The sequence below is a fragment of the Coleofasciculus sp. F4-SAH-05 genome (assembly GCF_040222985.1).
In the GTDB taxonomy this organism is placed as follows: domain Bacteria; phylum Cyanobacteriota; class Cyanobacteriia; order Cyanobacteriales; family Coleofasciculaceae; genus Coleofasciculus; species Coleofasciculus chthonoplastes.
On record NZ_JAVKBY010000154.1, the window covers coordinates 33535 to 49065 of the forward strand.

The 15531-nt window shown below is 43.2% G+C and carries 9 protein-coding genes; 1 reads left to right on the forward strand and 8 read right to left on the reverse strand.

Annotated elements, in window-relative coordinates; all coding sequences use genetic code 11:
• Positions 1-253 precede the first annotated feature (253 nt).
• Both RIG27_RS18665 and RIG27_RS18670 read right to left on the reverse strand, forming a co-directional pair.
• On the reverse strand, positions 254-2155 hold the full coding sequence (locus RIG27_RS18665) for a S9 family peptidase (protein WP_446347600.1): 1902 nt from the start codon (positions 2153-2155) through the stop codon (positions 254-256).
• Positions 2156-2290: 135 nt separating this feature from the next.
• Positions 2291-2758, reverse strand: a complete 468-nt coding sequence (locus RIG27_RS18670) for an ABA4-like family protein (protein WP_446347602.1) — start codon at positions 2756-2758, stop codon at positions 2291-2293.
• A 126-nt stretch (positions 2759-2884) separates the two neighbouring features.
• Here RIG27_RS18670 and RIG27_RS18675 point away from each other — a divergent pair, with 126 nt between their 5' ends.
• The gene (locus RIG27_RS18675) at positions 2885-3487 is read left to right on the forward strand and encodes a DUF1517 domain-containing protein (protein ID WP_446347604.1); all 603 of its coding nucleotides are present in this window, start codon (positions 2885-2887) and stop codon (positions 3485-3487) included.
• 326 nt (positions 3488-3813) lie between these two features.
• On the opposite strand, the gene RIG27_RS18680 is transcribed toward RIG27_RS18675, so the two are convergent.
• The 6 genes from RIG27_RS18680 to RIG27_RS18705 form a co-directional block, all read right to left on the reverse strand.
• On the reverse strand, positions 3814-6735 hold the full coding sequence (locus RIG27_RS18680) for a response regulator (RefSeq protein ID WP_446347606.1): 2922 nt from the start codon (positions 6733-6735) through the stop codon (positions 3814-3816).
• A 113-nt stretch (positions 6736-6848) separates the two neighbouring features.
• Positions 6849-6977 carry a hypothetical protein gene (locus RIG27_RS18685; RefSeq protein ID WP_446347608.1) on the reverse strand — a complete coding sequence of 43 codons (129 nt, stop codon included), beginning with the start codon at positions 6975-6977 and terminating at the stop codon, positions 6849-6851.
• Complete coding sequence (locus RIG27_RS18690; RefSeq protein ID WP_446347610.1) at positions 6974-8158, reverse strand: SpoIIE family protein phosphatase; 1185 nt, start codon at positions 8156-8158, stop codon at positions 6974-6976. The genes RIG27_RS18685 and RIG27_RS18690 overlap by 4 nt, the downstream gene beginning before the upstream one ends.
• 30 nt (positions 8159-8188) lie before the next feature.
• Positions 8189-8563 (reverse strand): response regulator, encoded by a 375-nt coding sequence (locus tag RIG27_RS18695; protein WP_446344935.1) that lies wholly within the window; start codon positions 8561-8563, stop codon positions 8189-8191.
• Between the two features lie 458 nt (positions 8564-9021).
• Entirely contained in the window at positions 9022-14403 is a 5382-nt protein-coding gene (locus RIG27_RS18700) for a trifunctional serine/threonine-protein kinase/ATP-binding protein/sensor histidine kinase (RefSeq protein ID WP_446347612.1), read from the reverse strand.
• A 33-nt stretch (positions 14404-14436) separates the two neighbouring features.
• Positions 14437-15528, reverse strand: coding sequence for an amidohydrolase family protein (locus RIG27_RS18705; RefSeq protein ID WP_446344939.1), 1092 nt, complete (start codon positions 15526-15528; stop codon positions 14437-14439).
• Positions 15529-15531: the final 3 nt, after the last annotated feature.

Sequence of the window (15531 nt, forward strand, 5' to 3'; positions counted from 1 at the left end):
CAAAGCATTAGCTAGCAAGGCTTCGCTATTATACAAATGATTTGGACGCGCTATTTTTGCCAAAAAAGAAAAAGCGGCTCTTGGTAACCCTCTTGGCTTTTTGAGAAAGCAGTCTTCATAATTAGACAGATTTAATTATACTTTAATGCGAACAAACAAGGTTGGCAACCTGTAACAAAAATTTACATTCATGGATGCCCCCCCAACTTCAGTGAAGCAAGTTGGGGGACTTCACCAGCCATTACTTTTCAGCTTAACTAACCACCCCCGAATGACCCTTGATTTCACCAATCGGTTCAAAGCGTCCCTCTAAATACTTACTGAGAAACTCTTCCGCGATCGCGAAAAAATGCAGCCGGTTCTCTGGACGAGCAAATCCATGTCCTTCATCCGTATAAAGAGCATATTCAACAGGTTTATCTGCCTTTCGCATCGATTCAACAATTTGTTCACTTTCGGCTTGTTTCACCCGTGGATCATTTGCCCCTTGACCAATCAGTAACGGCTTCTGAATCCGGTCAATAAAAAACAAAGGCGATCGCGCCTTAAGAAAATCCTCCTCAGTCTCCAAATCCCCCAAACGATGGGCAAACACGGCTTTCATCGGTGCCCAGTAGGGAGGTATACTTTGCATTAAGGTCACTAAATTACTCGGACCAACAATATCCACACCCGCCGCAAATACTTCTGGGGTAAAAGCTAATCCGACTAATGTGGCATATCCCCCATACGATCCCCCCATAATTGCCACCTTATTCCGATCAGCAATCCCTTGGTCTACAATCCAATTGACGGCATCAATTAAATCATCGTGCATCTTTGCCGCCCATTCACGATTCCCGGCATTTAGGAATGCTTTCCCGTAACCTGTAGAGCCTCGGAAATTGACTTGCAGCACCGCATAACCTCGGTTTGCCAACCATTGTACCATTGGACTATAGCCCCAAGTATCTCGCGCCCAGGGTCCACCGTGAACCAACAGCACTGTGGGTAAATTTTTCGCTTCAATCCCAACAGGTGTGGTGAGATAGCCGTGAATGGTTAAACCATCCCGCGCTGGGTAGGAAATGGGTTGCATTGATGCGAGTTGCAAGGTTTCCAGTTCAGGTTGATTGCTAAATAACAAGGAGTGGGTTTTAGCGTCCCGGTTATACACATAATAATAAACCGGACCATCATCCGTCGCGTAACCAACCAACCAAGTATCATCCGCTAACGTGCGATTGGTGATGGCAAACTCACCCTCTCGGATTTGCGCGATCGCCTTAAAATCATCAGCAATGCTTTCATCCAGAATTTGCCATTCCACTTTATCCTTATAAAAGGACACCGCCTGAATCCGGCGCTGAGTGGGATGAATGACCACACCACCGATATCATACTGTTCATCAGCCGCCATAACCGTTTCTTGGCGGGAGGCTAAATCTAAAGCAATTAACCGTTGGGCATTGGCATCATGTGATCCACTAATATACAGGGTTTTGCCATCCTGAGAAAAGGTTACAGCAGATCCTTCATCATCGGGTCCCCAGTGGCGTAATACTTCAAAGGATTGATCAGGAGTCTCGCGGAATAACAGATCAGAACCGCCATCTGGCGTCGCTGCGATCGCGCCCCGAATCTGGAATTGAGCATCAGCCACCCAACTGACGATATTACCGGGGTTATCAGTCTCAAACTCCACTGCGCCATTATTCAGATTAACCCGATATACATCAAATTTTTGGCGATCGTTGAGATTCATTCCCACCAAGACTTGATCAGGAAAGTCTGGATCAAGGTCAATCGGTTGGGCTTTCACGCCTTGGAAGGGGGTTAAATCGCGCACTAACTTGGATTGGACATTCACCAAATAGAGGTGAAAGTTTTCGTCGCCGTCTGAGTCTTGCAGATAAATAAGCTGGTTAGGATTGTATGTCCAGACATAAAGGCGAATCCCCCGCTTTTGATCCGCCGTTAGCTGCTGATCATCATCTTTTCCCACGGTTCGCAACCAGACTTGCAACACATTCTTCTCGTCAGGGGCGACATAAGCCAAATACTTACCATCGGGCGATAGCTGCGGGCGGGTGCGATCGGGGTTTCCGAATAGAGTTTCGCGGGGAATTAAGGGAGGTAGTGCTTGGGATACTGGAGAAGTCGTTGCCGTTGCCATTTTAGTTTACGGGTTCAATTGCTGTGATTGTCTTAAAGACACTGTAACGAATCTGGCCTGTTAGAAGCTACTCAGCGGGTAAGCCCAATTATCGGGCGCTGTAGGCATATTCAAGCCGGATAAGCTGTCATGCATTTAAAATGACTTAGACGTTGAGGCAGTAGTCGATTCTGTTTCCGAATCCGCCGAAAATTTCTGGGTAATCCCAGCCGTCAAAATGTGAGATAGCAATCCAATCGGTCCAGCAAATAAACAAAGAAGCAGGGAATGAATCGTCCACACCCCAGTCTGCTGCCCTTCCCAGTAAATCCATCGCCCCACAAACAAATCCAAGATGAGAAAGTGAGTCCATCCGGCTGCGGCGATGATTTCATCTCCAAAGAAGCGGGCAATATCAGCAAGCTGGGGATTGGATAAGGCTTGAGCAGATTCTGGTGTTATGCTGTTCGCGAAAAAGTAGATGTACAACCCGGCTAATGGAACAAACGGCAGATAGGATTCCATCACTTTTCGAGTAATTCCCCAGTTGGGAAGCAGAATCATCAGTAGCCAGAAGGGTAAAACGAAGAGATTCGCGATGGTAAAGAGTAGACTCGGTGTCATAGCGTTAAAATCAAAGAGACTTAATAAATAATAAGTTATAAACTGAAGAATTAGGCAGTTTATGTTACGATTTTAATCGACATAAGTGACATTTTATTTTTTTTTGAGCCAGCAGAGGATAAATCTATGAGTTCTTGGCGCGATCGCTTCAATAAACTGAGTGGCAAAACCCGACTGGTTGTCTGTCGGTTGTTTGTTCATTTAAGCGGGACAGAAGTCGCACCGTTATTGGGAGTGCTTAATCAGGCGGCGCGAGATGCGGTTGAATCCGGCGGAGACTTAGGCGTTCTCGGAGAAGGACTGGTGGATATTTGCCAGAACCTCTTACAGTACAATACCTATTGGCAATCGGCGGCGAATGAAGGAGATGTGTTTGGGGATGAAGGGGAGGCGGGAGATTTTGTGAGTGAGTTATTTACTGACTCGGCACAACGGTATTTGAGTGAGCCTAACTTCAATGGATGTTCATCGGAGAATGAACCGCTATCGTTACCCGTCACTCGTAATTTAATTGTCATGATTACTGTGGCATTTGAGGGGGAAGTGCCAGAAATGGAAACCAATCTGGCAGATATGGAGGCACTAGAAGAAGGGTTCAAAGCATTAATTAATCTTCATTACCAAAACCACTTGCGAGCTATCCAAGTTCACTTTTCGCCAGCTCAATTTGGTGATGAATTAACCGATGAACAACTGTTAGTTAATTTTCCAGAACTGATTCCGCTATAAGGGAAATATTAATATAGTGTTAAATTGGTCTTGTCGGAATTATGGCGGTTGTAGGGGCGAGTCGCTGTTCATAGTCGGTGGTGTCTCCACTTAACTATCTCGACTCGCCCCTGTCTAAATGTACGTGGTTTCAGATTATTACCGATACCTGATACAGGGCGACCCGCTCAGATTAATGGGCGAGTCTTGTTAATTTTGTGCGGCGGGTCGCCCCTACGGTGTCAACCAACTAACCTATTCCCTGACAAATGACGAATGACGAATGACAAATGACGAATGACAAATGACGAATGACGAATGACGAATGACGAATGACGAATGACGAATTAGAGTCTAGTCATTTCACAGAGTTTAAGATAATTCAGTGCTGCTCTATCGTGCCAATTAATTTCTAAAATCTCTTGAAATATGCTAAATGCGACATCAATTTTATTTTGATTAAAACTGACAATTCCCTTTTCAAAGCTAGTTTTTGTTTGTTCTTTTAATTGAATAATTGAATCCGGTTCTGCATCAAACACTTCAAAAACTGGCACCAGATGTTTTTTGCCTTTAACCTGCACCTGACCGATAAATCGATAGTGATACTGACTTTGATCCGCTAAACAAAATAAAGTATAACCACTAATTAAAATTGATGCCCCATAGACTTTGGTCAAATCTTCTAAGCGTGACGCTAGGTTCACCGTATCAGAAATTACTGTACTTTCCATGCGCTGCTGTTCCCCAATGGTTCCCAACATCAAACTACCTGTATGTAAGCCAATGCCAATAGTAATTGAAGGATAGCCAGCGTTTTCGCGATCGCGATTATAGGATGTCACTTGTTTCTGGATTTCAATCGCCGCTTGTAAGCCATCATCGGCGGTGGCGGGAAACAGCGCCATGATTGCGTCACCAATGTATTTATCAATAAACCCCTGATGCTTACGGATAATTGGTCCAACTTGTTTTAAATAAGAATTAAGAAAATTAAAATTCTCCTGGGGAGACATACTCTCCGACAGCGTGGTAAAGTTGCGAATATCCGCAAACATAATCGACATCTCCTGCTGAACCTGATCCCCCAACCGTACATCCACGATACTTTCATACCCCAAAAAGCGCAGAAATTCCTGGGGAATAAAGCGCCCGTAAGCCCGATTAATTTTCGACAGATAAAGATGGGTTTTAATCCGGGCAATCAATTCATGTTTAGAAATTGGTTTCGTTAAATAATCATTCGCCCCCACACTCAAACCTTCCACCAAATCCGAGACTTGCTCCTTCGCCGTCAACATGATAATTGGCATTTCAGTCGCCGGGAATCGTTGGCGGATTTTTTGGCACACTTCGTAGCCCGACATTTTGGGCATCATAATATCCAGAATCACCAAATCCGGGATGAAGCCCCGCTCAATTTTGGCTAAAGCCTCCATACCATTAGTTGCTTGTACAATGGTGTAGTTTTGGACAGACAAATGATTAGCAACCACTTGCAAATTAATCGGTTCGTCATCTACGACTAAAATCGTGAATTCCCCAGTTTTAGGAACCTGTGGCAAAGATTCGCTGGGGAATATACCGCTATAGTCCCGCACTTTGGTGATTTCCGTACTGAGTTCTGATCCAGGTTCAATCGGTTGCGAACTGATAGAAAGCATGAAAATAAATCGTGAACCTTGACCCAACTCTGACTCAACGCGAATGGTTCCGCCGTGGAGTTCAATCAGTTGTTTGGTAATACTTAGTCCTAATCCAGTACCCCTGGAGGGACGGGAAACAGAGGCGTCAAGTTGCTCAAAGGATTTAAAAATATCCTCGAATTTATCTGAGGCAATACCAATCCCTGTATCCGCCACCGTCACTTCTGCCATATTTTGCTTCTGGGTTGCTGACACCGTAACTGACCCAGATTCAGTAAACTTAATCGCATTTCCCACCAGATTGTACATGATTTGTTGCAACCGATTCTCGTCGCCATCGATTCCGGGGAAATCTTCGGGTATCTCATTTTTCAAGTCTAGAGCTTTGCCGCTAATCAGGGGGCGAGACAGGGTAAGCACGACTTCAGTGATTTGGCGAAAATCCACCGATTTGCGGTGTAATTCGATATCGTGGTTTTTCAGTTTGGCGAAATCTAAAATATCATTAATTAGACTGTGCAGGCGCTTCCCACTAGAAACAACCATTGCCAGATTCGTTATTTGCACTGGAGAAAGAGTACCCGCCGCCCCATCGATGAGGGATTCAGTAATACCAATAATGCCATTCAGGGGAGTCCGTAGTTCGTGGGAAGTGTTGGCTAAAAACTCATCTTTGAGTTGATCTAGGCGCTGCAACGCCGTATTCTGTTGTTCTAAGGTTTGGGTAAACTGAATCCGTTCCGCTTCAGCTTGTTTGTGAGGAGTGATATCTTGAAAAGCGGCAATAGCATAGATAACATTACCTTGGTGATCAAAAATGGGAGTTGCCCAGACTTCCAACGGGATAATCTTATCGCCCTGACGGATTTCCATATCATCAACCGTTGACTGTTCACCCCGAAGCGCCCGTAAAATTGGGTCGCGATGACTGGGATAAACTTGTTCTGTTCCCGCCAGATAAACTTGATAAATTTTAGCCAGTTGTTCGGATGGGTTTTTGGATACCACTCCTTTCCCCAGTAATTCCTGTCCTATCTGGTTAACATAGTAGGGTTGACCATTGACATCAATGACAAATAAACCCACGGGTACAGCTTCCAGAAATTGCGCCAACTGTCTCTCACTCGCCCGCAACGCCTCTTGGACTCGCTGGCGCTCAATCACTTCTTGGCGTAAATTTTCTAATAAGTCAGCTTGTGCCTGTTGTGCCAAATATTCCTGCTGTTGAGCGGCTTTGAGCTGTTGGACATGGTTTAGGGTTTTATGGGTGGTAATCTCTAAATCGCGGAAATCAATGGGTTTGGTGAGGAAATCAAACGCCCCCAGATTCATGGCTTTGCGGATATTTTCCATATCCCCATACGCAGAAAGAATTACAGCTTTAGTGGTGGGATAATTTTGGGCGAGGTGCGTCAGTAAGATTAACCCATCCATTTCGGGCATATTAATATCGGTTAAAACCATATCAATATCCGGTTGGGCGTGCAGCGTTTCTAAGGCGTCTTTACCATTACGGGCAAACATAAACTGGAGTTCCTGACGCCGAATTTTTTTTCTAAACTTCTGGCGAATTAGGAGTGCTAAATCAGGTTCATCATCGACAACCAGTATTTTTGCTGGCATTGTTTTTACCTGATAAGGATGGACTGTAGAGACGCGCCATGGCGCGTCTGGGGACGCTGGGGAAGATGAGTGTAGGGGCGAACCCTTAACATTTGGTGTTCACCCTAATGTCACTAAACCCGCCCCCAACGAAGTGTAATAATTTTTCCACCAAAGACAAATGACCAATGACAAATGACCAATGACCAATGACAAATGACCAATGACAAATGACCAATGACAAATGACAAATAACCAATCACTGCTGTTTAAGAATAAGTAAGGTAATATCATCATGAACTTTCTGGTTTCCAATATGCTGCCACACTTGGTCAATAACTGCCTGTTTAATCTCACAGACTGACTTGTGCCAGTTGTTGCTTAAGACGTGACACAGCCGTTCTAGTCCATATTGCACCCCATTCATATCTTCGGCTTCAGTAATCCCATCGGTATAGAGGACAACTCCATCACCGGGATACAACTGTACAGTTGCTTCCGCCACAAAGTCGGCAATCGCCTCTGCCAAACCAATCGGGAACCCCAAATCAATCGTATCAATTCGCTCAATCTTCCCCTCAGAGCGTAGCACAATCAGTTGTTCATGTTGTCCACTCACCGTTAGAGTCCCCTGATGATAATCGATTAAGACGAGGCTTAAGTTCTTGTCGCAGCGCATCCGTTGTAGGTTGTGGTAAATCGTTTGGTTGAGGGTACTTAAAAAGTTAACGGTGTTGGTCTCATTATTCACCAGCAATGTCCGCACCGCCGTTTGTACCATCAGCATGAGGACACCACTGGCTAACCCATGACCGGTGATATCGCCGATGCCAATTTTCACCCTGCCATTGTGTTGCAGTACGTCGTAATAGTCTCCCCCGACTTCATCGGCTGGTTGCATATACCCCGCGATATCGAGTCCCTGAATTTGACTTAGTTCTGTCTCTGTGGGCAACAGCATCTGTTGCAGTCGTCGGGTAATATCGAGTTCGGTACTGAGGCGGAGGTTTTCGGCTTCTAAACGCTTGAGATAGTTTTCTTGTGCTAACGCTTGTTTGATTTGCTGGACATGGTTTAGGGTTTTGTAGGTGGTAATTTCTAAGTCTTGAAAATCAATCGGTTTAGTGAGAAAGTCAAATGCCCCTAAGTTCATCGCCGCTCGAATATTGTCCATATCCCCATAAGCGGACAGGATTACAGTTTTAACCCCTGGATAGTCCGCTGCCAGTTTCATCAGCAAAGCTAACCCATCCATTTGGGGCATATTAATATCGGTTAAAACCATATCAATATCGGAATCAGCCTGTAGCTTTTCTAGGGCGTCCACACCATTACAGGCAAAAAGAAACTGGAGTTCTTTTTGGCGAATCTTTTTTCTAAATTTTTGACAGATTAGGGGTTCTATGTCGGGTTCATCATCGACAACCAGTATTTTAGCTGGCATTGGTTTCTGGTCGGCTAAGTTGTGGATAAATTATAAATTAAAGATTTTTTCTTTGAGTTGGTCAAAGTCAACGGGTTTATGAATATAATCATCGGCTCCGTATTCTTGGGAAATGCGATAGTTTTCGTCGTCGCCGTAAGCCGTAATCATAAAAACTTTTAAGTTGGGAAATTTTATTTTGATTGTTTTAAGTAATTCTAAGCCGTTTATCTCCGGCATATTAATATCTGAAAGAATCAAGACAACACAATTTTCTTTTTTACTTTCCATTTCCAGATAGTAGAGGGCTTCCTTGGCTGAGAAAGCAAAGTGAAATTCAATTTTGCCTTGTCTAATCTCTTTTCTAAAGCGTTGTCGAAACAGCAACAAAACATCTTTTTCATCATCAACTACCATGACTTTCATCATTCTTTCCTCTCAATTCATCGGGAGTGACATAAGCTGTTCGGCATTTAAACCTTAATGTCAAGAATTGCAAAATTCTTGTCTGTAGTAAAGGGCAACCTAGTTAATTATAGGGCGACCCGAGCCGATTGAGTGGATTCTAGTTGTTCGTTGGTACAGCGGGTCGCCCCTACAGTACACCGTTCAAGACGCGCCATGGCTAGACTTATCTTACTTTTGGTCCTCTCTCCAAACCTCTCTCCAAACCTCCTCCTACAAGGAGAGAGGCTTTGAATTCTCGCCCTTCTGTGCAATAAAAGTGAAACATCTTCTCTCCTCCCCCGTGCAACAAAAGCTCCCGCATCCTCTGTCCTCCCCCCTCTTGTAGGGGGGAACGAGGGGGGTAGCAGGGAACGAGGGGGGTAGGGGCGTTAGGTTTGATATCGATTTTTCTAGATGGCGTGAAAAGTCAGCTACAATTATCGGGGCAAAATCAGCTTAAACTCGGTATACTCGCCCAATTCGGTTGCTACCTGAATCTCCCCTTGATGCTCTCCCACAATGATATCGTGACTAATGGATAATCCCAACCCTGTTCCTTGACCTGTGGGTTTGGTGGTAAAGAAGGGGTTAAATATTTTATCTCGGATGTCTGCTGGGATACCATTGCCATTATCTCGGACACGGATTTTGACTTTATCGCCTAGATTTTTGGTAGTAACGGAGAGTGTGGGCGTAAAATCTGCGCCAACGGCTTTTTTCTTGTCATGGGCAGCATAGCAGGCATTATTAATGATATTGAGAAAGACGCGACTGATATTCTGCGGCACAATATTAACTTGACCAATAGTGGGGTCATAGTGGGTTTCAATCGTGATGTTAAATGAGGAGTCTTTGGCACGCATACCGTGATATGCCAGATTAACATATTCGGCGAGAAGTGCATTAATGTCGGTGAGTTGGTGTTCGTTCCCTTGACCCCGTGAATGCATCAGCATCCCGCGCACGATATTGTCGGCGCGTTTGCCATGTTCGTTGATTTTTTTGACGTTTTGTCCTAAGTCACTGAGTATTTCTTCGATGTATTCTGTGCTTTCCGGGTCTAATCGTTCTTTTTGACTGTCGAGTTCTGCTAAGAGTTCTTCGGTTAACTCAGCCGACAGTTCGGCGAAGTTATTGACAAAGTTTAAGGGATTTTTAATTTCATGGGCAATCCCGGCGGTTAATGCACCGAGGGAGGCGAGTTTCTCTTGGGCGATAATTTGGTCTTGGGTGGCTTTGAGTTTTTTCAGGGTAGCGGAGAGTTCCTGATTTTTCTCTTGGAGTTCCTGGGTTCTTTGATCAACTTTAATTTCCAGGTTACGGCTATAATCCTCTAATTGTTGGTAGAGACGGGAGTTTTCAATTGAGATAGAAATTTGAGCAGATAAAACTCTTAACAGTTCAACCCGTTCTTGAGTAAATGCGCCCGTTGTCAAATTATTTTCAAGATAAAGAATACCACTAAGTCTACCTTGATTCAGCAAAGGAGTACATAAAATTGACTTAGGCTTGACCGTCCAAATATAAGGGTCACGAATAAATTGTCCTTCATGGGTGGCATCATTTAAAACCACGGTTTCATGACTATGGATAACATAGTTAATAATACCAGCAGAGAGCAGAGGTTTTTCAGAATCAGAGATTGCTGATTGTATCGGAATCGATTGCTGCATCGTCACATCTTCAGAGTCAACGACTCCTTCGGCTTCGATAACCCAATTGCCTTCTTGCTCCAAAATCAGAAATCCTTTTTGAGCGCCAGCATTTTCAATAACTATTTTCATTAAGGTTTGCAGTAGGCGTCCTAAAACAATTTCGCTGGAAATGCTTTGACTAGCTTTCAAAACAGTAACTAAATCTAGGGCTTCACTTGAACCACTACCGGTTGATTCAGTGGTATTAGACATTGCCTCTAGGGTCGATTTAGATTTTATCGGTAGAAACTGAGAATACTCGTCTAGAAATAGTTCAACTTTACGTATAGCCCCCCAAAGTTGATATCCATGGTGAGCTTTTGCCAGATAAAGTTTAGCAAACTCTTCTTTACCTTGATTTAGCCAAAATTTAGCTGCCAATTCATTCGCTAAGGCTTCATTTTGGATAAATTTATTTTCTTTCGCCTTCGCAATAGCTTGATCATACAATTTTATCGCGCCCAGATCTTGTCCAGTAATTCGAGCCATCTCAGCTTGGACTAATAGATACTTGTGCAGTGAGTTTTCTGGGCAGTTTTCAGCCCAAATCCTGAGTTGCTGTTGATTCAACTCTAATTGACGCCAGTATTTCTTTTGCTGAGATTTTGAGGCGGACACATAAACCGCTGCTAAACTCAGAGAATAATAAAAGTTATATTCTACCAACTGATTATGACCCACTGCATAAACTAATAAATTTTCCGCTTCATGAGAACATTGAAGGGCTTCATTATAGTGTTCATAAAGATAGAGTGCTTGGGATTTGAGAATCTGATGGGTACAGATGGCTAGAAAGCTTTGATGAGACTGACAAACTTGAAAATATTGCTCTTGGTTGCTAATTGCCTCTGTGGTAAAATCCCATTGATTAGCAGTCAGTCCACTCAGATTCAAAATAACAGCTTGCGCTCCCAACAAAATATCAATTGACCAGTTATTTTCTGTTTTGGCATTGAACTGTAAAAAATTAGGAATATCGGCGGCTAAGATTTCCATATTTTTACCTTGAAAAAATTGATTCAGGAGTTTATACATGAGAATGTAACCAGCCCATTGCAATTCTCCCGACTCTAAACCTGCCTGAAATCCGGAATCTAGAATTGCATCTGCCCAACTGAGATGATTGACCCAAATTCCAATTTCTGTGCTAACAATTAAAGCAATTTTGCATCGTTGGCTTAAATTGTTGGTTTCCACGGTTAGGTTTTGGGCTAACATGGCAAACTCATATCCTAATCGATACTCACCGCGAGAAACTAGGACAAGACCATGATTAGCAATCCCAATTGGTGACTCAGAGGAAAAACCATATTTTAGAGATAGATTAGATGATTTTAAGTTAACGATGGGAAAAAGGTCTTGGTCAGCGACAAAGGTAGGCGCGGCTAAATTGGCTAGCAATTTGATGGCTACTTTTTTTTCTGGATCAGTGACTTCTCCTTGAGTAATTAGTGAAGCCACCTGACGATCGCCTAAATTATTTTTGGCTTCATTAAGTTCAGCAATAAGATATTGCTGAACATTATCTTGAGGTAAATCAATACCAATTAATGATAACGCTTTGCGACCTATTTGAATAGCTTCTAAACATTTAGCGCTTAGAGTATATTGAACAATTAATAAGCGATAAAGTTCAGCTTTTTCTAAGATAGTTTTTGCTTGAGATACTGTTTGATAAATTAAGGCTTCTGATTTCTCAAAATTTCCCGTTAAATACTCAACTTCAGCCAGTTCTTTATAGAGTTCAAAGGTTAAATTATACTGAACTTGCCAACTTGTATCGGTTAAATTTTTGATGCCTAGGGTTAAATACTGCTGAGCAGCTTGGTAAGCTGTGGCATCTTTGGCTTTTTGACCGGCTTCTAGGTTTAAGCGAATTAAGTTATGTTTTTCGGATGGGTTTACAATTAACTCTTGTCCCAAATTGAGATGATCGACAACCTCAAAAAGTCGATCAGAACGCTCTTGTGATTCTAGATTTTCTAATAAAAGTTTACCAATTTGTAAATGAACGGCTTTTTTCTGATCTGGATCAATTAAGGCATAAGCGGCTTGCTGAACACGGTCATGTAGAAATTTGAAATTGAGAATTAGCAATTGAGAGTTAATAACTTCATCATCATTCATTTCTAATTCTGATGTAGGAATAACCAAGCCTTCCTGAATTGCCTGCATTAAATCCCGAAAGGTTTGATCGGTTAATTTTTCATAGACAATAGCTAAGGTATTCAGGGCAAAGCGGTTACCGACACAAGCCGCTAATCGTAATACATCTTGTGTATTAGCGGGTAATTTCTTCAATTTCCGGATCATTAAATCAACCACGTTATCCGTGATATCGATTCTCTCGATTTCAGCGATATCCCATTGCCATTGTCCTTGTCCTTTAGTTTGATAAACTGTGAATTTTAGGAGGTTTTCTTGATATAGCGTCGTCAGAAACTGATTCACAAAGAAGGGATTTCCATTAGTTTTTCGTACCACTAATTCAGCGAGAGATTTGACGCTATGAGGTTCACGGGATAATGTGTCAGCAATCAAGTGGGTAATATGTTCAAGTTCTAAGGATGTTAAGGTAATTTGGTTAATAATCGCTGATTTTTGGCGGAGTCCCTCAAGGGTCATCATCAAAGGATGGGTTGAGTTGACCTCGTTATCCCGATAGGCACTAATGAGAAAGAGGTGGTGGGTGTTCTCATCCGTCATCATGAGTTCGATTAAATTCAGCGTAGCCGAATCTACCCATTGCAAATCATCTAGAAATAAAACCAAAGGATGTTCAGGTTGGCAAAAAACGCGAATGAAGTTTTGAAAGACTAAATTAAAACGGTTTTGGGATTCAGCGGCTCCTAACTCTTGGACAGGTTGTTGTTTACCAACAATCCATTCAACTTCAGGAATTACATCAATAATGATTTGTCCATTAGTTCCCACAGCCGCTAAAAGTTTCTGTTTCCACTGATTGAGTTTTGCTTCACTTTCCGTTAACAGTTGTCGAACTAATTCTTGAAACGCGCTGACAACGGCTGAATAAGGAATAGTGCGTTGAAATTGATCAAATTTACCGGAAATAAAATACCCGCGTTTTTCCGTCATGGGTTTATGAACTTCAGCAACCAGCGCCGATTTACCCATTCCAGAATATCCGGCAACCAATTGCAACACTGTATCCCCTAGACTACTTTGCTCAAAGGCGCCCATTAAAGTGGCAATTTCACGATCGCGACCATACAGTTTTTGCGGAATTTGAAACTTGTCAGACTGATCGTCCTGACCCAACTCAAATAGGTCAATATGACCCTTTTCAATTAATTCATACCAACAGCGTTCTAAATCGGCTTTGAGTCCCCAAGCACTTTGATACCTTTCCTCTGCGGTTTTTGCCATGAGTTTCATGACAATATTAGAAACAGATTTAGGAATATCTGCTAATTGATGCACGGGGAAAGGTTGTCTAGCCAGATGACAATGAACCAATTCCATGGCATCATGAGTGTCAAATGGTAGTCGATTCGTGAGTAATTCATAAAAGGTTACACCCAAAGAATAGAAATCCGTGCGGTAATCCATAGATCGATTCATCCGACCCGTTTGTTCGGGAGACATATAGGCTAATGTCCCTTCGATCACATTGGGATTTCGCATCGTCGGATTTTCCCGTGATAAGACAGTAGAAATGCCAAAGTCGATGATTTTTAGTTGTGCCGTGTTGCGGTTATAAACAAGATTGGATGGATTAATATCTTTGTGAATAATATTAGCGGCGTGGACGGCGCCTAGACTCGTGGTTATTTTAATCGCCAGTTCCAGAACATCGGCTAACGCAAATGGCTGCTGGTTGATCAGCAGTTTTAAGGACTCTCCACCAAAATCCTCCAACACCATTACCAGTGTATTTTGATAGCGCTGCAAGTGATAAGCTTTAATCACGCCATCCAGATGGAGAGAACGGGTAATTTCATATTCTTGCTTATATTGGGTGAGTTTGGCTGGTGTGGGATAATCTTCCTTGAGAACCTTGAGGATAACCGGTTGATCATCACCCTGACGAATACCCCGATAGACTAGGGAATTGGTGCTTTCATCAATTGGGTGGAAAACTTGATAGCCGCTAATTTTACTCATCGCCATGTCCCGTTACAACAATTCCCCAATGTACTACCGCGAGTCATTCAGATAAAAACGCACCGGATTATCCCAAAGAATTTTCTGCACAGTCTTTCTCGGTAGACGCTCCTGAAGGGCAATTGCCTCTTTGATTGTGTCTGGTTCATGATCCAGATGGGGAAAATCTGAGCCAACCATCACATTATCAGTGCCAATATAATCGATCATCTGGTGCAGATACGGCTCCGATGGCTCAATCCCAATAAAACACTGACGGCGAAAATATTCCGATGGCTTCATTTTGACTGTTTCTCTAACTTCCCACGCTAGATTTTTATACTCTACCTCATCTAGTCGCCATAACCAGTAGGGTAACCAACCACACCCCGATTCCAGAAATCCAACTCTCAATTGGGGATGACGTTCTAGCACTCCGCCTTCAATCAGCGCCAGCAACGCCATCATCTGTTCCATGGGATGAGAGCAAGCGTGCATGGCAAAACGGGTATTAAATCGATCAGCACCCGTTGAAGGTAAACAACAATGGGTGGCTTCATGAATACTTACTGCCATGTTAAGCTGTTCGCAAGCTGTCCAAAAAGGTTCATAGGCGGGATCACTGAGCAATCGTCCCTTCACTGGATTGGGTCGTAAACACACGGTTTTCCAGCCAAACTCATTGACCCGCTGCAATTCTTGCACCATCTCTTGGGGAGCATGACAATTGATGGCTCCCACGCCTCTGAGGATTTGTGGGTTATAGTTACAAAAATCTCGTAACCAATTATTGTAAGCACGGGTAAAGGCTCCCGCTAATTCTGGTGTCATCGTATCGACGGCTAATAGCCACAGACCTACAGTTGGATACAAAAAAGCCATATCCACTCCCATGCGCTGAATGGCTTTAACCTGAGATTCTGGATCATACTGATGAATACCATAGGTGGTCACATCTCGCACCTTTGCCTTAAACCCTTCCACCCAGAGTTCATGGGAAAGCTTATTGACAATTGTCTGTCCCTGGACAGTTAAATCTGCCGATAGTGCTGACTCTTTAAAGGCAGGTTCGAGGTACTCTGACCACATCGTCATGGGTTCGAGTACATGGCAATCCGCATCAATAATTTTATAGTCCTGAAGCATCTG